The 18,421-nt window shown below is 61.6% G+C and carries 15 protein-coding genes and 1 pseudogene; 6 read left to right on the forward strand and 10 right to left on the reverse strand.

Translation table 11 applies throughout. From position 1 onward, the window contains the following. Positions 1-3: 3 nt before the first annotated feature. The 7 genes from ATY77_RS26760 to ATY77_RS26790 form a co-directional block, all read right to left on the reverse strand. Positions 4-933 carry a glutaminase gene (locus ATY77_RS26760; protein WP_088689543.1) on the reverse strand — a complete coding sequence of 310 codons (930 nt, stop codon included), beginning with the start codon at positions 931-933 and terminating at the stop codon, positions 4-6. 72 nt (positions 934-1,005) lie between these two features. Continuing rightward, on the reverse strand, positions 1,006-1,623 hold the full coding sequence (gene rpsD, locus ATY77_RS26765) for a 30S ribosomal protein S4 (protein WP_004676212.1): 618 nt from the start codon (positions 1,621-1,623) through the stop codon (positions 1,006-1,008). A 225-nt stretch (positions 1,624-1,848) separates the two neighbouring features. Then, the gene (locus ATY77_RS26770; protein WP_088689544.1) at positions 1,849-3,360 is read right to left on the reverse strand and encodes an ATP-binding protein; all 1,512 of its coding nucleotides are present in this window, start codon (positions 3,358-3,360) and stop codon (positions 1,849-1,851) included. Between the two features lie 131 nt (positions 3,361-3,491). Continuing rightward, positions 3,492-4,292 (reverse strand): glutamate racemase, encoded by an 801-nt coding sequence (gene murI, locus ATY77_RS26775; RefSeq protein ID WP_088674232.1) that lies wholly within the window; start codon positions 4,290-4,292, stop codon positions 3,492-3,494. Continuing rightward, complete coding sequence (locus tag ATY77_RS26780) at positions 4,273-5,103, reverse strand: RNA methyltransferase (RefSeq protein ID WP_088689545.1); 831 nt, start codon at positions 5,101-5,103, stop codon at positions 4,273-4,275. Before ATY77_RS26780 ends, murI begins: the two co-directional genes overlap by 20 nt. 34 nt (positions 5,104-5,137) lie before the next feature. Then, positions 5,138-7,174, reverse strand: a complete 2,037-nt coding sequence (locus ATY77_RS26785; protein ID WP_088689546.1) for an FUSC family protein — start codon at positions 7,172-7,174, stop codon at positions 5,138-5,140. A 488-nt stretch (positions 7,175-7,662) separates the two neighbouring features. Then, positions 7,663-8,205, reverse strand: coding sequence for a hypothetical protein (locus tag ATY77_RS26790; RefSeq protein ID WP_088689547.1), 543 nt, complete (start codon positions 8,203-8,205; stop codon positions 7,663-7,665). A 190-nt stretch (positions 8,206-8,395) separates the two neighbouring features. Here ATY77_RS26790 and ATY77_RS26795 point away from each other — a divergent pair, with 190 nt between their 5' ends. From ATY77_RS26795 to ATY77_RS26805, 3 genes are all read left to right on the forward strand, one after another. Continuing rightward, positions 8,396-9,607, forward strand: coding sequence for an NADP-dependent isocitrate dehydrogenase (locus ATY77_RS26795; RefSeq protein WP_020921416.1), 1,212 nt, complete (start codon positions 8,396-8,398; stop codon positions 9,605-9,607). Positions 9,608-9,677: 70 nt separating this feature from the next. Further along, positions 9,678-10,124 (forward strand): GNAT family N-acetyltransferase, encoded by a 447-nt coding sequence (locus ATY77_RS26800; RefSeq protein ID WP_088689548.1) that lies wholly within the window; start codon positions 9,678-9,680, stop codon positions 10,122-10,124. Between the two features lie 88 nt (positions 10,125-10,212). Then, positions 10,213-10,839, forward strand: a complete 627-nt coding sequence (locus ATY77_RS26805) for a glutathione S-transferase family protein (protein ID WP_088689549.1) — start codon at positions 10,213-10,215, stop codon at positions 10,837-10,839. Positions 10,840-10,923: 84 nt separating this feature from the next. On the opposite strand, the gene ATY77_RS26810 is transcribed toward ATY77_RS26805, so the two are convergent. Next, on the reverse strand, positions 10,924-11,775 hold the full coding sequence (locus tag ATY77_RS26810; protein WP_088689671.1) for an AraC family transcriptional regulator: 852 nt from the start codon (positions 11,773-11,775) through the stop codon (positions 10,924-10,926). A 135-nt stretch (positions 11,776-11,910) separates the two neighbouring features. Between ATY77_RS26810 and ATY77_RS33320 the strand changes: the two are divergent. Beyond that, a pseudogene (locus tag ATY77_RS33320) lies at positions 11,911-12,060 on the forward strand (tRNA lysidine(34) synthetase TilS); the annotation flags it as partial. Positions 12,061-12,130: 70 nt separating this feature from the next. Here the strand turns inward: ATY77_RS33320 and alaS are convergent. Both alaS and recA read right to left on the reverse strand, forming a co-directional pair. Beyond that, complete coding sequence (gene alaS, locus ATY77_RS26815) at positions 12,131-14,785, reverse strand: alanine--tRNA ligase (RefSeq protein WP_088689550.1); 2,655 nt, start codon at positions 14,783-14,785, stop codon at positions 12,131-12,133. A 165-nt stretch (positions 14,786-14,950) separates the two neighbouring features. After that, positions 14,951-16,039: a recombinase RecA gene (recA, locus tag ATY77_RS26820; protein ID WP_088674365.1), complete on the reverse strand. Its 1,089-nt coding sequence runs from the start codon at positions 16,037-16,039 to the stop codon at positions 14,951-14,953. Positions 16,040-16,268: 229 nt separating this feature from the next. On the opposite strand from recA, the gene ATY77_RS26825 reads away from it, so the two are divergent. Then, the gene (locus ATY77_RS26825; RefSeq protein WP_088689551.1) at positions 16,269-17,213 is read left to right on the forward strand and encodes a carbohydrate kinase family protein; all 945 of its coding nucleotides are present in this window, start codon (positions 16,269-16,271) and stop codon (positions 17,211-17,213) included. Between the two features lie 90 nt (positions 17,214-17,303). Continuing rightward, entirely contained in the window at positions 17,304-18,230 is a 927-nt protein-coding gene (locus tag ATY77_RS26830; protein WP_088689672.1) for a pseudouridine-5'-phosphate glycosidase, read from the forward strand. The last annotated feature ends 191 nt before the right edge of the window (positions 18,231-18,421 follow it).

Consider the following 18,421-nt stretch of genomic DNA (forward strand, 5'->3'; position numbering starts at 1 on the left):
GCCTCAATCGCCGAAAACCGACCAGCCGGTGCGCGCGGCAAGCATTTCCAGTGCCACGGCGCCGAGCTGCGAATTGCCGACCTTGTTCAGCCCCGGCGACCAGACCGCGATCGAGGCGATACCAGGCGCCACGGCGAAGATGCCGCCGCCGACGCCGCTCTTGCCGGGAAGGCCGACGTGATAGGCGAAATCGCCCGAACCGTCGTAATGGCCGCAGGTCAGCATCAGCGCATTGATGCGCCGCGCCCGCTTCGGCGACACCACGGAATGGCCGGTCATCGGATTGCTGCCGCGCGCTGCCAGAAACAGCCCGGCGCAGGCCAGCTGCTCGCAGCTCATCGACAGCGCGCATTGGTGGAAATAGACACCGAGCACATGATCGACGGGATGGTCGAGATTGCGGTAGGCGCGCATGAAGTTGGCGAGCGCGGCATTGCGGTAGCCGGTCTGCGTCTCCGAGCGCGCCACCTTGTCGTCGATGGTGATCGATTCGTCATCGGCCAGATACCGCACGAAGCGCAGCAACTCGCCGATCGCCTCGCGCGGCGCGTGACCGGCCATGACGACGTCGGTGACGGCGATCGCACCAGCATTGATGAAGGGATTGCGCGGGATTCCGCTCTCATGCTCGAGCTGGACGATCGAGTTGAAGGCCGACCCGGAAGGTTCGCGCCCGACGCGCTTCCACAGGCTCTCGCCGACCTTGCCGAGCGCCAGCGTCAGCATGAAGACCTTGGAGATGCTCTGGATCGAGAAGGAAATATCGGCATCGCCGACGCGATAGACCTTGCCGTCGACGGTGACGATCGCCATCCCGAACTGCCGCGGATCGACCTTGGCAAGCTCGGGAATATAATCGGCGACCTTGCCCTCGCCGATGCGCGGCAAAATATCGGTGTAGATGCTGTCGAGGGTCGCCTGCAAATCCGCCATCGCTTCTCTCCGGATAACAAAAAAGCCGCCCGAAAGAGCGGCTTTTCCATAAGCGAAAACGCCTGGTTTTTCTTAACGCGAATAGAATTCGACGACCAGATGCGGTTCCATGACGACCGGGAAGGGAACGTCGCTGAGCGTCGGGACGCGGCCGAAGGTGGCAACCATCTTGTTGTGATCGACTTCGATATAATCCGGAACGTCGCGCTCGGCGAGGCTGACGGCTTCCAGGACGGTCACCAGCTGCTTCGACTTCTCGCGAACTTCGATGACGTCGCCAGCCTTGCAGCGGTAGGAGCCGATGTTGACGCGCACGCCGTTGACGGTCACGTGGCCATGGTTGACGAACTGACGGGCAGCAAAGACCGTCGGAACGAACTTGGCGCGGTAGACGATCGCGTCGAGGCGGGATTCCAGAAGACCGATGAGGTTTTCCGAGGTGTCGCCCTTGCGGCGGTCGGCTTCGGCGAAGATCGCGCGGAACTGCTTTTCGCGCAGGTCACCGTAGTAGCCCTTGAGCTTCTGCTTGGCGCGCAGCTGCACACCGAAGTCCGAAAGCTTGCCCTTGCGGCGCTGGCCGTGCTGGCCCGGGCCGTATTCGCGGCGGTTCACCGGGGACTTCGGACGGCCCCAGATGTTTTCGCCCATACGGCGGTCAATTTTGTACTTGGACGATTCGCGCTTGCTCATCGCATTTCCTTTCAAATGTTTAAGGCGATTTGTTGCCAAACCGCGCGAAGGAAACACGCCCTCCTCTGACCTCTTTGGGAGACCTGACAGGATGTTTCGGTTAGCGAACAGAAACGATCCACGGGACATGTCAAATGAAACACCGGACATTGCTGCCCGGTGCTTGGCGCGGTCTTTAGAGGCCCGTCATGAAAATGTCAACTGCGCCAAAGCCCGAAAGCGCCACTATTCCGCAGCCAGCGGCTGATCGCCTGTATCGGGCGCATTGGCGTCACCCGGCGCGGTCTGGCAATTCATGTCCGGGAAAGCCACGATGCGCTTGCCGGAAAAATCCGTGTGCACGACGACAATCCCCTGCTCCTCGAAATAACCGAGCAGGCGGCGGGCGCGGCGCGCCGAATGGGTGCCGTAGGCACGGGCGATGCGGGCGTCCGATGGGCAAGGCTCACCACAGACGGCGGCTTTGGCGAGCATCAGGAAGACGCCCTGAAGATCGTCGGTCACACTTGCCGACAGCGACAGCGCCGTTGTCCACGCATCGGTCGCGGCGGTCGCCGCATCGACGCCCGAGCGGGAGATCGCCACGCGCCGGCGGAAATCCGGCAGCGCGATCGGCGGCCCCGGCACGCGGCGCATGCGCAGCCGCACGAGGAAGTCTTGATAGAGCACGGAATCGGTGCGGAAGGCGGACGTGGGATCGTCGAGTATTTCGGCAAGCACGCCGGCAAGCCGCTCTTCCCGTTCCTCGGCTGAAATCTCCGGCTGGCTCGCCCTCGCCTCGACCGGCGCTGGAGATGCCGCCGGCGTCGAGCGCGAGAGCTCCGCCAGAATATCGGTCGTCGGCCGCGGCGCCGGCGGCGCGCGGCGCACGAGCGGACGCTGGAATTCCTCCGGATCGGGCGTGAAGATCAGATCCTCCACATCCTGCGGCGCATCCGGCAGCGGCATGAGCTTCGGGCTGGAGGAGCGCGCCGAGGTCTCGACCGCGCCGATCTGGATCGGCAATGGCCGACGGGACAATGCCGGCCCGAGGGCGACGAAATTGCCGCGTTTCAGGTCACGGAACATTTCGGCCTGGCGCCGGTCCATGCCGAGCAGGTCGGCGGCGCGCGCCATGTCGATATCGAGGAAGGTACGGCCCATCAGGAAATTCGAGGCCTCGGCAGCGACGTTCTTGGCGAGCTTGGCAAGCCGCTGCGTGGCAATCACGCCGGCAAGCCCGCGCTTGCGGCCGCGGCACATCAAGTTGGTCATCGCCCCGAGCGACATCTTGCGCGCATCTTCCGAGACGTCGCCGCCAATCGAAGGCGCAAACATCTGCGCTTCGTCGACGACAACCAGAACCGGATACCAATATTCGCGATCGGCATCGAACATGCCGTTCAGGAAGGCCGCCGCCGCCCGCATCTGCTGCTCGATATCGAGCCCTTCCAGCGTTAGAACGCAGGAAACGCGGTGCTGACGGATGCGGTTGGCAATGCCGGCAAGCTCGGCCTCTGTGCGCTCGCCATCCACGACCACATGGCCGAAACGATCGGACAGCGTGACGAAATCACCTTCGGGATCGATGATGACCTGCTGCACCCATTGCGCGGACTGCTCCAGCAGGCGGCGCAACAGATGCGACTTGCCCGATCCTGAGTTGCCCTGCACGAGCAGACGCGTCGCCAGCAACTCCTCGATATCGAGTGTCGCCGGAGCGCCGGACGCCAATCCCATATCGATGCCAACTTGCAATACTGATCCTCGCGACGAAGAGACTCACATGAACGAAGCGCCATTCTTCCGAAACGGCAACGCCCCGTCTATCAAAGAATCTGCTGATTTTCAGGAGTGGATTTTGCCAACCCACAGGACAATTCCCGGCATTACGCTTTCAGCCCGAAGCCCTGCATCAGCCGCCGGGTGGCGAAATCGGGATTGCCCGATGTGAAGACGGCAAAGTCGAAATTGTCGGGGTGAACGGCATCCGCGACCTCAGGCACCAGCGTGCGGGCGCGCCGGGCAATGGCCTCCGCCGGATCCAGCCAGTCCACCGGCCAGGGCGCGAGCCTCCGGAACATGTTGGCCATGAAGGGATAATGCGTGCAGGCGAGCACGACGATATCGGTTTTGCGGCCGTCCTTCTCGACGAAACATTGTTCGATTTCGCTCGTAACCGCCTCATCGGAAACAGCATCGCCGCGAATATAGGCCTCGGCCATGCGCGCGAGGTTCTCCGAGCCGACCAGCCGCACATGGCATTGCTGCGCGAAGGACTGGATGAGGTCGCGCGTATAGGCCCGCTTCACCGTGCCCGGCGTTGCGAGCACCGAGACGAGGCCCGAACGCGTCCGCTCCGCGGCAGGCTTGATCGCCGGCACCGTGCCGACGAAGGTCATCTGGGGAAAGGCGGCGCGCAGATCGGCGCCGACCAGCGTGAAGGCGGTATTGCATGCAATGATGCAGACCTCGGGATCATGCTCTTCGAGCAGCGTGCCGAAGAGCCCGATAATCCGCTCTTTCAGCGCCTGCTCTTCCCAGCCGCCATAGGGAAAGCCGGCATCGTCGGCGATATAGATGAAGCCGCGTTCGGGCATCAGCACGCGCGCTTCGCGCAGCACCGTCAGTCCGCCGATCCCTGAATCGAAGACAAGGACGGGTTTCAGCTCATTCGTCGGCGCTGTCATCGGCGAGCGCTTTCTTGCCGGATCTGGTGGAGCCGCCTTTGCGCGGACTGTTGCGCGAAAAGCGGTCGAGGGAGGAGATGACGCCGCGCAGCACGCTGATTTCCTGTTCCGTGAATGCCCGGCGGGAGAGGACTGCGCGCAGGTTGTCGACCATTTTCGGCTTTTTCGAGGGCGGATGGAAATAGTTGCGTGAATCGAGCGCCTCTTCCAGCTGGTCGAACAGACCGAAAAGCTGCTCCTTGGTGGAGGGCCGCTGCTCGAGCGCCTGGAACGGCACGGCTTCCAGATCCTCCATGCCCGATTTCATCCATTCATAGGACATCAGCAGCACAGCCTGGGCGATATTGAGCGAGGCAAAAGCCGGATTGACCGGGAAGGTGACGATCTCGTCGGCCAGCGCCACTTCCTCGTTCGTCAGGCCCCAGCGCTCGCGGCCGAAGAGGATGCCGGTCGCCTCGCCTGCCCGAAATCGGCTGCGCAGATTTGTGGCGGCAAAGACCGGCGCACGCACCGGCTTGTAATTGTCGCGGCTGCGCGCCGTCGTCGCGTAGACGAAGTTGAGATCGGCAATCGCCTCTTCCAGTGTGGCGAAGACCTTGGTGCCCTCGATGACGTGATCGGCCTTGGAGGCCGCGGCCTGCGCCTTCTCATTCGGCCAGCCGTCGCGCGGATTGACGAGGCGAAGATCGACAAGCCCGAAATTCGCCATGGCGCGCGCCACCATGCCGATATTCTCGCCCATCTGCGGCTCGACCAGAATGATAACCGGCCCTTCGGCCAGAAGTTGACGCTCGCTGTTGGTGCCGGCCATGGTGCCTATCGTGCTTCCTATTCCTGAGTGCCCATTATTCTTGATTCAGGGGCGCAATAGCTTTGCCAGCCGCAAACGGCAAGTCCTGCGTCTCCGCGGGATAGAGCCGCTCCAGCGTCGAGCCGATCATTTCGACGGCGAGCCGCGCCCCCTCTCGCCAGAGCGGTAGGTGGCGGCTCGCCGGCCTCATCTGCTTGCGGGTGATGAGGAAACATTCCGAGCCGCGGATGGCAACCCTCTCCAGCGTGCCGATATCGGCAGCGATCCGCCGCTTCAGATCGTCATCGACGGCATCAGCGACATGGTTCCGCGCCAGGATGCGCGACCAATAGGTCGCCGAGAGAAAAATTGCCAATGTCCGGCGGATTTGTCCCGGCCTGGTGACAATGGACCAAGTGGAGCCGAGCGGGCGCGCGGCGAGCGTAATGTCGCGGTAACAGGCATCGACCTTCTGCGAGATGACGATGAGCTCCGGCTGGCTCTTCTTCTCCGATACGGCCGACAGCAGCTCCCTCAAGGCATCGAACCATTTGGCGATCGCCGTATCGAGCGCGCCGCGGGTACGCGCCGGCAGCACAAGGAAAGCCACCAGTGTTCCCGCGACCGCGCCGATGACGGTCTCTTCGAGACGCAGCTTCAAGAGGTCGAAGGTCAGTACGCCCATCATGCCATAGACGAGACAGAGAACGATCGAGATGAAGAATGTCATCGTCGCATAGGAAATCTGCAGGAAAAAGAAGGCAAGAAAGATGCAGACGACCGAAACGGCAATGGCAATCGCCGGATGTCCCGCAAGCAGCGTCGCCAGCACCAGGCCGAAAGCGATGCCGAACAACGTGCCTATCGACCGCTGCAGCGCCTTGATGGCCGTGTCGCCGCGCGAATTGGTGTTGGTGAAGACGAGGAAGGACGCTAGCACCGCCCAGAACCAGCGCTCGCGGGAAAGCGCCAGGCCGAGCGTCATGGCGATTGCCGCTGCCAAGGTGATCTGAAGGGCCGAGCGGATAAGCGGATTTTTCAATGAAAAATCGATTGGTGCTGCCGTGCTGATCTCGTCGACTGCGGCGATCTCCGCGAAGTTCGAGCTGCGGCCGGCATCGATCGTTTTCATCAGTTGCCGGCGTGCGGCGGCAAGCCAGAGAAGTGCGCGCACCGTTTCACCCTGCGGCTGCCCCTTTTTATCGTCAACGGTCTTCTCCTCCTCCGAAAGCACCGCCTTGTCCTCCTCGATGACGGCGTGGACGAGCGCAAAGGAGGGCGGGCTCTGGAAGCTCAGCACGATCGCGCTCTCCGCCGCCAGATGCGCATCGAACAGCCGGATCGCCAGTTCCGCGGCCGGTGCGGAGGCGCCGTCGAAGACGCCACCCGGCGGGCGCGGGATGAAGCTTTCGGCCATCAGCACCACTTCCTTCAGCCGCTCCTCCAGCTGGCGCAGTTCCTGCCGGTCGGTGTCTTCGATCTTGCCATCCGCTGCAAGGGCAGCAAGCTTGAAGAGGATCTGGTTGATGCGGCCCCGCACGCTCTCCAGCGACCGCAGCAGATCGCGCCGCCAGTTATCGGGCAGGAGCACCGCCCTCACCCAATGGCTGACGAGCGCCGAGACGATCGGGCCGACCACCACGAGCGGCAACGCTGCCATCTTCGGATGAAAATAAGATCCCATGAAATAGGAAGTGAAGGCAAACATGCCGATTGCAAAGCCACGGGGGCCGTAAACGCGGCCGGACGAGGCGAGGAAGATCACCACGAGAAAAATGACATCCGAAACAATACGCTGCGACTCGAGTGCCGCCGCAAGGCCGACGACGACCATGCTCGCAAGACAGCCGAGCAATCGGGTGATGAGCTGGCGCGTCGAGCCCTTGTCGCGCACCGCGACCCCGCCTTCGATCGACAGCACGATGCCGAGGCCATAGGAAGCAACCGGCAGCGGTACGATGAGCGTGCTGATCGCATAAAGGATCAGGAAGGACAGAACGATCGACAGCGTGACGCGCGACCCCATGCGCAGGCGCGAAAGCGCCGGGTCATTGGCCAGCAGCCAGTCTCGAAACTCAAAGCCGGAAATCACCCTCGCCAGTCCTCATGCGCGCCGGAGGCAGCCGTCCCGAGAGCGAGATACCGCCGCTACAACAAAAATCAAATCACACCTTGGCATTGCTGGCTACGGTTTGCGAGAGCAATGAGCTTGATTTGAGGAGCCATAGAATTATGGTAATGTTCCCTTTATGTTCATGATGTGGACTGCAGAGATGAGGAGCGCGGAAAGTGATGTCTAGGGCCTCGAACGCCACATGGGCGGACGTAATAGCTATGGGCCTGCGCTATGATCTTTACTGTGATCCGTGCGGCATCCATGACGAACTGGATTTGATGGCTCTGCCGCCGGGTGGGAATGCCATAGGGTTGAAGTTCAAGTGTAATTGGTGCAGCCGATCCGCGGATTTGATTGTGTCGCACCGATCTACTTGGCGGGAGAGGTCCCCGCTCAACACGAAAAAAAGTATCTAGTGGATCTGAACGCGGCCAAGTGTAGCAAAGCCTGACTGGATGACCGCCTCATTCGCCCTTGGCGATCTGCACCATGGCTTCCTTGAGCGAGATCGGCCCCTTCCCCTCTTCGCCCTGGATCATGATGTCGTCGATGACGGTCTTACCGTCCTCCTCGATCACGTCGAAACGCACGGTCGTGATGGCATCCTTGTCGGGCGTTCCCTCCATGCAGGTCGCGGCCTTGAATTTCACTGTCACCTCGGTGGCGCCGTTCGCCGGCTGGCCACTGTCGATGGAAAGGTTCTGCAGCGGGCAGGCATCCTGGCCGTTGACGATCACGTCGTAGTCAAAGGGCGAAATGCCGTCCTCGTCCGCCGCCGGGTTCTGGACCGCCGCCTTGTATTTGTCGCTAAAATCATGGCTGTAGAGCCGGCTCAGCATCGCCTCGCCAAAAATGTCTATCCAGTCGCTGTCGTCTCCCGCCCAGTTCTTCTGCGTGTCCCTCATGATCTCCTCGACCGGCGCAGTCGCATCGGCCGCAAGCGAAAGGCCTGGCAGAGCGGACAGGGCGGCAACGAGGCCGGCGAGCAGAACGGCGATCTTCTTCATTGGCAAAATGTCCGGGACTCAAGGGGGCTGATGGCGGCGAGACTATCCCTTTTCCAGCACTTGGCAATGGCGGCAAAAACGTCATGTCCCTGCCCGTTCTGCTTTGCGTTCCCGGTACACAGTGCTATAGCGCTCCGGACCACATCACCCAGCCGGGACAACCATCCCTTCCAGCTTACGAGGCAGATACATGAAGAAGATCAAGGTCGCCAATCCAGTCGCCGATCTCGACGGCGATGAAATGACGCGCATCATCTGGCAGCTCATCAAGGACAAGCTGATCCATCCGTATCTCGACCTCGATATCGACTATTACGACCTCTCCGTCGAGAACCGCGACGCCACCAACGACCAGGTGACCGTCGATGCCGCCAACGCCATCAAGAAGTACGGCGTCGGCATCAAGTGCGCGACGATCACGCCTGACGAAGCCCGCGTCAAGGAATTCAACCTCAAGGAAATGTGGAAGAGCCCGAACGGCACAATCCGCAACATCCTCGGCGGCGTCATCTTCCGCGAGCCGATCATTTGCCGCAACGTTCCCCGCCTTGTTCCGGGCTGGACGCAGCCGATCGTCGTCGGCCGTCATGCCTTCGGCGACCAGTATCGCGCCACCGACTTCAAATTCCCCGGCAAGGGCAAGCTGACGATCAAGTTTGTCGGCGAAGACGGCACCGTCATCGAGAAGGAAGTCTTCAACGCACCGGGCGCCGGCGTTGCCATGGCCATGTACAACCTCGATGAATCGATCCGCGAGTTCGCCCGCGCTTCGATGATGTACGGCCTGATGCGCAAGTGGCCGGTTTACCTGTCGACCAAGAACACCATTCTCAAGGCCTATGACGGCCGCTTCAAGGACATCTTCGAAGAAGTCTACGAAACCGAATTCAAGGATCAGTTCAAGGAAGCCGGCATCACCTACGAACATCGCCTGATCGACGACATGGTCGCCTCGGCGCTCAAGTGGTCGGGCGGCTACGTCTGGGCCTGCAAGAACTATGACGGCGACGTCCAGTCCGATACGGTCGCCCAGGGCTTCGGCTCGCTCGGCCTGATGACCTCGGTTCTTCTGACGCCTGATGGCAAGACGGTCGAAGCCGAAGCCGCCCACGGCACGGTGACCCGCCACTACCGCCAGCACCAGAAGGGCCAGGAAACCTCGACGAACTCGATCGCTTCGATTTTCGCCTGGACCCGCGGCCTCGCGCATCGCGCCAAGCTCGACGACAATGCCGAACTCGCCAAGTTCGCTTCCACGCTGGAAAAGGTCTGCGTCGATACCGTCGAATCCGGTTTCATGACCAAGGACCTGGCGCTGCTGATCGGCCCGGATCAGCCGTGGCTCTCCACCACCGCCTTCCTCGACAAGATCGACCAGAACCTGCAGAAGGCAATGGCGTAAGCCGGCCCTTTCGGGATAGCATTGAAACGGCGGGGATTTCCCCGCCGTTTTCATTTTGGGAGAACAGGAAATGACGGCGACCGTGCGTCCGCTCGAACCTTCTGACCGCGCCGCCTGGGAGCCCTTATGGGCGGCCTATCAGCGTTTCTATGAAGTGGTCATCCCCTCCGAGACGACGGACCTCACCTGGGGCCGCTTCCGCGATCCTGAAGAACCGATGCATGCGCTCGGCGCCTTCGACGACGACGGCCGCCTCGTCGGCATCGTGCATGCGATCTTTCACCGCTCCTGCTGGCTGCCGCAATGGACTTGTTACCTGCAGGATCTCTATGTCGCAGATAGCCAACGCGGGCTCGGCACCGGCGCCGCGCTGATCGAGGCCGTCGCGGATCTGGCCCGTGCAAACGGTGCGGGCAGGCTTTACTGGATGACCCATGAAAGCAATGCCACGGCACGGCGCCTCTACGACAAGATCGCCGAACGCTCGGGCTTTATCCAGTACCGCAAGGCGCTTTGACGTCGGGGACTTGCACAAAGACTGCGCCGCGCTATTGATTCCGGGCGACGGCAAGGCCCGGGAATAACGGGAACACGAGGAGGATGTCATGACCGAAGAACTGGTATTCTATACGAACCCGATGTCGCGCGGCCGCATCGCGCGCTGGATGCTGGAAGAGATCGGTCAGCCCTATCGCACCGAACTTCTGACCTTCGGCGAAACCATGAAGGCGCCGGAATATCTCAGGATCAATCCGATGGGCAAGGTGCCGGCGATCCGTCACGGCAACACGATCGTCACCGAATGCGCGGCGATCTGTGCTTATCTCGCCGAGACCTTCCCGGAAAAGGCGCTGGCCCCGAAGCCGGAAGAACGCGCTGCCTATTACCGCTGGATGTTCTTTGCCGCCGGCCCGCTGGAATCGGCGGTGACGATGAAGGCGCTCGGCTTTGAAATTCCTGCGGAACGCCTGCGCATGGCCGGCTGCGGCGGTTTTGGCGATGTCATGAACACGCTCGAGATGGCCGTCTCCGGCTCGACATATGTGACCGGCGAACGCTTCACTGCCGCGGACGTCTATGTCGGCGCCCATATCGGCTGGGGCCTCGGCTTCGGCAGCATCGAAAAACGCCAGGCCTTCATCGATTACTTCGGCCGCATCAGCGAACGCGAGGCCTACAAACGCGCCAATGCGCTGGATGATGAGGCCGGCAAAACGATGCAGGCGGCCTGAGCGCATCAGATGTAGCGATTACAGCGCCGCATATCTTTTGGGATGCGAAAAGGCGCTGCAACCCTTCGAAGCTCTGCCGCGCTCTCAGGCGAGCGGCATGTGAATATCCGTCATCAGCTCGGTCGGCGGCACGTCGCGCGGGTTGTTGAGATACTCCTCGAACATGACGCTGTCCTTCAGCTGCCGCCCTGATTTGGGCAACCATTCCGCATAAAGCCACTGATAGGCTTTGTGCATATCGGCATAGGGACCCTTGTGCCGAAGTACGGCATATTCGCCGCCCTCGATCGTGCGCCGTTCGAAGGGCGGCTCGGCGGAAACCCCGGAGCCGCCTGTCACGCAGGCGATCGAGCGCAGCTGTTCGGCCGGCACGATGTCGGGATCGTCGAGATAAACGCCGATCATTCGCATGTCGGGCCTGGCGAGGCCACGCGCATAAAGCGTGCCGAACAATGTCTCGAAGGCTTTGCCGATCTGCATGTAGGAGCCGGTATGGGCAACGCCGATCAGTTCGGTCGGCGCGATCTCACGTATGGTAACGTCGAACATGGCTTTAGTCTTTCCGTTGGGTGAGGGTTGGAACGCAGTGTGGCTTCCCTCTTTCCGGTAGCGGGCCGGCGGCATGCCGTAGACCGACTTGAAGATGCGATTGAAGGATTGGAGATTGGGATAGCCCGATCGCTTTGCAATCTCGCTGACGGCAAGTTCGGTGCCGACCAGGTCGCCCGCCGCGCGATGCAGCCTCAGCCGCTTGACGGTCGCCGCCAGCGTTTCGCCATAGATCGCCCGGTAGATCCTGTGCCAGTGATAGCTCGACATGCAGGCGATGTCGGCCAGACGCTCCATATCCAGTTCCTCGTCGAGGTGGTCGTGAATATAGGCCGAAACCCGTCTCAGACGGTTTTCATAAAGCGCCCATGCCGTTTCGCCATTCATATCGAACCTCATGCAAATCGATCGGCTGGAGAGAACCATATCTCGATTTGACAAATCCTGCTGAGTTGCTGGCTCCGGATCCCAACGCTACACGGTAGAAGAGACGTCGCTACATGCCGACTACGCCACCTCACCTCCCTCATTCCTGTGCTCGTCACAGGAATCCAGCCACGGCGCGTCCGCGCCGTGAATGAATCAACACTTCAAGGGAAAGAGTCTATCGCGCCCAAGGACTTGGGCGCACTGGATTCCTGTGACAAGCACAGGAATGAGGGAGGTTTGGGGAACGTCCAGCAACAAGTTAAGGCGGAAGCCGAACTCACGCCTTTTCGAAACTCAGAAATAAACCGTCAGCTCACCCGGCGAGTGCTACAGCCACCGCCTCGATCGCCTCATCGGCCTTCGATCCATCGGGACCGCCAGCCTGCGCCATATCGGGGCGGCCGCCGCCGCCCTTGCCGCCGAGGGCGGCCGAGGCGATGCGGACGAGATCGACAGCGCTGTAGCGCTCGACGAGATCCGGCGTCACTGCAACGACGGCGCTCGCCTTGCCGTCATCGGACACGCCGATCAGCGTGACGACGCCGGAACCGATGCTGGTCTTGCCGTCATCGGCAAGGCCCTTGAGGTCCTTGGGATCGACGCCCGATATCGACTTGCCGAGGAACTTGACGCCGGCGACTTCGCGCACGGCATCGGCAGAACCACCCTGCCCGCCGCCCATGGCGAGCTTGCGCTTGGCGTCGGCCAATTCCTTCTCGAGCTTGCGGCGCTCGTCCATGAGTGCTTCGACGCGCGACAGAACTTCCGCCGGCTGAACCTTCAGCGAGGCAGCGAGCGTCTTCACGCGCTCGTCCTGTTCGGCGAGATATTCGCGCGCCGATTCGCCGGTCACCGCTTCGATACGGCGAACGCCTGCACCGACGGCGCTTTCGCCGAGGATGCGCACGAGGCCGATCTGACCGGTGGCCGACACATGCGTGCCGCCGCAAAGCTCGACCGAGTAAGGCCTGTTGCTCTTTGCGCCATGCAGCCCGGTGCCCATCGAAACGACACGCACCTCATCGCCGTATTTCTCGCCGAACAGCGCCATCGCGCCCTCCGCGATTGCATCGTCGACGCTCATCAGCCGCGTGGTGACGGGCGAATTCTGCAGCACGATCTCGTTGGCCATGTCCTCGACGATCTTCAATTCCTCGGCCGACATCGGCTTCGGGTGAGAAACGTCGAAACGCAGGCGCTCGGGCGCGACCAGCGAACCCTTCTGCGCCACATGGGTGCCAAGCACTTCGCGTAGCGCCTCATGCAGCAAATGGGTTGCCGAGTGGTTGGCGCGCAGGCGCGAACGGCGGGCGTGATCGACGGTCAGCGCAACAGCGTCGCCGGCCTTGATCACGCCTTCGACCACAGTGCCGGAATGCACGAACAGGCCTTCGCCCTTCTTCTGCGTGTCCGATATTTCGATCTTGCCATGGTCGGAGGAGATCACGCCGGTATCGCCCATCTGGCCGCCGGATTCGCCGTAGAACGGCGTCTGGTTGACGACGATCTGCACCTTGTCGCCGACCTTGGCTTCGTCAGCGACTGCGCTTTCCCTAACGATTGCCTGCACCACGCCTTCAGCGGCCTCGGTGTCGTAACCCAGGAACTCGGTTGCGCCATGCTTTTCCTTCAGCTCGAACCAGACAGTTTCGGTAGCCTTCTCGCCGGAACCCGCCCAGTGCGAGCGGGCTTCGGCCTTCTGGCGTTGCATGGCGTCGGTGAAGCCGGAGATATCGACGCCGATCTCGCGGGCGCGCAAGGCATCCTGCGTCAGGTCGAGCGGGAAACCATAGGTGTCGTAGAGCTTGAAAGCGGTCTCGCCATCCAGCATGTCGCCCTTGCCGAGGTCCGTCGTCGCATCCGACAGCAGCGACAGGCCACGCTCCAGCGTCTTGCGGAAGCGGCCTTCCTCCAGCTTCAGCGTCTCCGAGATCAGCGCTTCGGCGCGCACGAGCTCCGGATAGGCGCGGCCCATCTCCTGCACCAGTGTCGGCAGCAGCTTGTACATCAGCGGCTCCTTGGCGCCGAGAAGCTGAGCGTGCCGCATGGCGCGGCGCATGATACGGCGCAGCACATAACCGCGACCTTCATTCGACGGCAGAACGCCGTCGGCGATCAGGAAAGCCGAGGAGCGCAGATGGTCGGCGATGACGCGGTGGCTGGCGCTTCCCTCAGCCTTGGCGCCCATCGTGTCTTCGATCGCGCCGATCAGCGTGCGGAACAGGTCGGTGTCGAAGACGCTTTGAACGCCCTGGAGAATGCAGGCCATGCGCTCAAGACCCATGCCGGTATCGATCGACGGACGCGGCAGCGGGTTGCGAACGCCCGGCTCGGTCTGCTCGAACTGCATAAAAACAAGGTTCCAGAATTCCAGGAACCGGTCGCCATCCTCTTCAGGAGAACCGGGAGGACCGCCCCAGACGTTTTCACCCTGGTCGATGAAAATTTCAGAGCAGGGGCCGCAGGGGCCGGTATCGCCCATCTGCCAGAAATTGTCCGAGGTCGGGATGCGGATGATCTTGTCGTCGGAGAAACCGGCGATCTTCTTCCACAGCGCCGCTGCTTCCTCGTCTTCGGAATAGACGGTCACCAGCAGGCGATGTTTCGGCAGATCGAAACCTTCCGTCACGAGCTTCCAGGCAAGCTCGATCGCATTCTCCTTGAAATAGTCGCCAAAGGAGAAATTGCCGAGCATTTCGAAAAAGGTCAGGTGACGCGCGGTATAGCCGACATTGTCGAGGTCGTTATGCTTGCCGCCGGCGCGCACGCATTTCTGCGAGGTCGTCGCTGTGGAATAAGGACGCTTTTCCAGCCCGGTAAAGACGTTCTTGAACTGCACCATGCCGGCATTGGTGAACATCAGCGTCGGGTCGTTGCGCGGCACAAGCGGGCTCGAGGAAACGATCTCGTGGCCGTTCTTCTTGAAATAGTCGAGGAAGGTCGACCGGATATCGTTCACGCCGCTCATTCTATGCCCTTCGATGCTGCCCGAGGCAGGTAAATACAAATCCATCGGCTTTTAACGTTCACCTCCGCCACTGTCCAGCCGACAAACAGAACCGGCCGCATTCTGATCAGAGAATGCGGCCGGTGTGAACTTCAGGCGGACTGACGGAAAAGCTCCGCGCGGAAATTACATTTCCCCAGCGTCATCGCCGTCATTGGCATCCGGCCCGCCATTCTGCAGGAAGCGGTCGGCGATGAGACCGGCATTCTGCCGCAACGACAGCTCGATCTCGCGGGCGAGATCCGGATTGTCGCGCAGGAAGGTCTTGGCGTTTTCGCGGCCCTGGCCGAGACGCTGACTGTTGTAGGAGAACCAGGCACCCGACTTTTCGACGATGCCGGCCTTGACGCCGAGATCGACGAGTTCGCCGGTCTTCGATACGCCTTCGCCATACATGATGTCGAACTCGACCTGCTTGAAGGGAGGCGCCATCTTGTTCTTGACGACCTTGACGCGGGTCTGGTTGCCGATCACCTCTTCGCGCTCCTTGACCGCGCCGATGCGGCGGATGTCGAGGCGCACGGAGGCATAGAATTTCAGCGCATTGCCGCCAGTCGTTGTCTCAGGCGAACCGAACATGACGCCGATCTTCATGCGGATCTGGTTGATGAAGATCACCATGCAGTTCGATTTGGAGATCGAAGCGGTCAGCTTGCGCAGCGCCTGGCTCATCAGGCGCGCCTGCAAGCCCGGAAGACTGTCGCCCATCTCACCCTCGATTTCGGCGCGCGGCGTCAGCGCGGCGACCGAGTCGACGACCAGAACGTCGACGGCGCCGGAGCGCACCAGCGTATCGGTGATTTCGAGCGCCTGTTCGCCGGTATCGGGCTGCGAGATCAGAAGGTTCTGCAAATCGACGCCGAGCTTGCGGGCATAGACCGGATCGAGAGCGTGTTCGGCGTCGACGAAGGCGCAGATGCCACCCTTCTTCTGGGCTTCCGCAATGGTCTGCAGCGCGAGCGTCGTCTTACCGGAGCTTTCCGGACCGTAGATTTCGATGATGCGGCCCTTCGGCAGGCCGCCAATGCCGAGCGCGATATCGAGGCCGAGCGAGCCCGTCGAAACCGTCTCGATCTCCACGACGTTCTCGTTGGAGCCGAGTTTCATGATCGAGCCCTTGCCGAACGACCGCTCTATCTGTGAGAGTGCCGCTTCAAGCGCCTTGCTTTTGTCCACCGATTTGTCCTCTACCAGCCGCAATGAATTCTGAGACATCCGATCCACCTTTAGGTTATTGAAGCCGCTCAAGCAATGTCGAGTTTGTACCCTATTTGTTCCACTCCCGCAATAGGCGATCAAACAGTTGAAAGAAAAAGGTAAAACGGTTCGTGTTCTATATTTGTTTTATCGATGCAAAGCAAAGGCTTAAGCCACCTGAACCAGCTTTGGCGGAAGCGTGTATCGGCCGCCGATTCGCTCGTCCGGCGTCGGGAGAGCCGCGCAGATGAAGAAAAAGATTCTCGTTCTCGGCGGTGCTCATATCGACCGGCGCGGCCGTATTTCTGGTGACACCGCACCGGGCGCCAGCAATCCCGGCACGTGGTTCGAGGAGCCTGGCGGTGGCGGTTTCAATGCGGCGCGCAATCTTGCAAGGCTCGGTTTTCAAGTGACGATGATCTCGCCGCGCGGCGGCGACGCCATTGGCGAGATGGTGAGCGAAGCCGCCGATTACGCCGGCATCGACGACCGGCCCTTCGTCTTTCTCGACCGCAAGACGCCAAGCTACACGGCGATCATCGAGAAGGATGGCAATCTCGTCATCGCCCTTGCCGATATGGATCTCTACCGCTTCTTTGTGCCGCGACGCCTTTCGATCCGCTGGGTGCGAGATGCCTTCGCCGCCCATGATTTGATCCTTTTCGATGCCAATCTGCCGGAAGAGACGGTCGCGGCCATCGTCGCAAAGGCGCATTCGCTCGCGAAGCCTGTCGCCGCGATCGCCATTTCGCCGGCCAAGGTCGTGAAGCTGCGGTCCTGCGTCGGGGATATCGACTATCTATTCCTGAACGAGGCGGAAGCAGCGGTCCTTGCCGGCAGGCAGCCGGAGGACGCGGAAGACTGGCCGCCGCTCCTGAACGAGATCGGCGTAAGGAACGCCGTCATCACCCGTGGCCGGCGGGAACTCGTGGCGCTTGGCCCGGGCCGCGCCGTGACGCTTCAGCCGCCGGTCGCCGAGACCGTCGCCGATGTCACCGGCGCCGGCGATTCCCTCGCCGCCGGCACGCTCGCCGCCTTGATATCAGGCCTGCCGCTCGAGGAAGCCATCCGCCACGGCACCGCAGCGGCGGTGCTGACCGTCCAGTCGCGGCACGCGGTCAACGAAAATCTGACGCCGGACCTGCTGAATGAGGCGCTTGCTCTTGTTCCCAAGGTCAGAATTCTGCATTGAAGCGGCCAAACAAAATAGCTTGAGCACGATGCGGCCCGAAAACCGCCAGCACTTTTCGGCATCATGCTCTATCGATCACAGGACAAGATCATGACCAAGCCCATCTCCCCTCTTCTGCCGATCGCCTATTCGAAGGAAGTCGCCAGCGCCAAGCAGCGCGGCGCCCCGATTGTGGCGCTGGAATCGACGATCATCACCCACGGCATGCCCTATCCCGGCAATATCGAGATGGCCCGCAGCGTCGAGACGATCATCCGTGAACAGGGCGCCGTGCCGGCAACCATCGCCGTCATCCATGGCACGCTGCATATCGGTCTAGAGTCCGCCGAACTGGAGCAGCTTGCCAAGGCGACGGAGGTGATGAAGGTGTCGCGCGCCGATCTCGCCTTCGCGATCGCCGAGCGGCGAACCGGCGCCACCACCGTTGCGGCGACGATGATCGCGGCCTCCCGCGCCGGCATCCGTGTCTTTGCGACCGGCGGCATCGGCGGCGTGCATCGCGGCGCCGAGCAAAGCTTCGATATCTCCGCCGATCTCGAGGAACTGGCGCGAACCGGCGTCATCGTCGTCTGCGCCGGCGCCAAGGCGATCCTCGACATTCCGAAGACGCTGGAAGTGCTGGAAACCCGCGGTGTGCCCGTCGTCACCTATGAGAGCGAGGAATTCCCCGCCTTTTGGTCGCGTTCCTCGGGTCTTCGCAGCCCGCTGTCGTTGAACAGCCCGGCCGCAATCGCCAATTTCCAGACGACGCGTGAACAGCTCGGCATCGACGGCGGCATGCTGATCGCCAATCCGGTACCCGAAGCCGATGAGATCCCGCGCGAGGAGATGGAGATCTATATCGAACGCGCACTCGATAGCGCCGAGCGTGACGAAATCACCGGCAAGGCGGTGACGCCCTATCTGCTTTCGACGATCTTCGACCTGACGGACGGCCAGAGCCTGAAGACGAATATCGCGCTTGTGGAGAATAATGCACGGCTGGCGGCGGAGATTGCCGTGGCGTTGGGTGAGTAATTTTTGAGAGGCAGGCAGGTCCCGCCCTGGCTTTAGCGGATTGCCGTGGGTCACCCCCCTCTGCCCTGCCGGGCATCTCCCCCACAAGTGGGGAGATCGACAAGAGGCGTGCCCCTCCCGCCTCTCTACTGTTTCGCCGGATTGCAACGCTTGTTGCTGGGGAACGCCGGTGCGCCCAGCCAATCTCCCCA

This window comes from Rhizobium sp. R634, assembly GCF_002211305.1.
GTDB lineage: Bacteria > Pseudomonadota > Alphaproteobacteria > Rhizobiales > Rhizobiaceae > Rhizobium.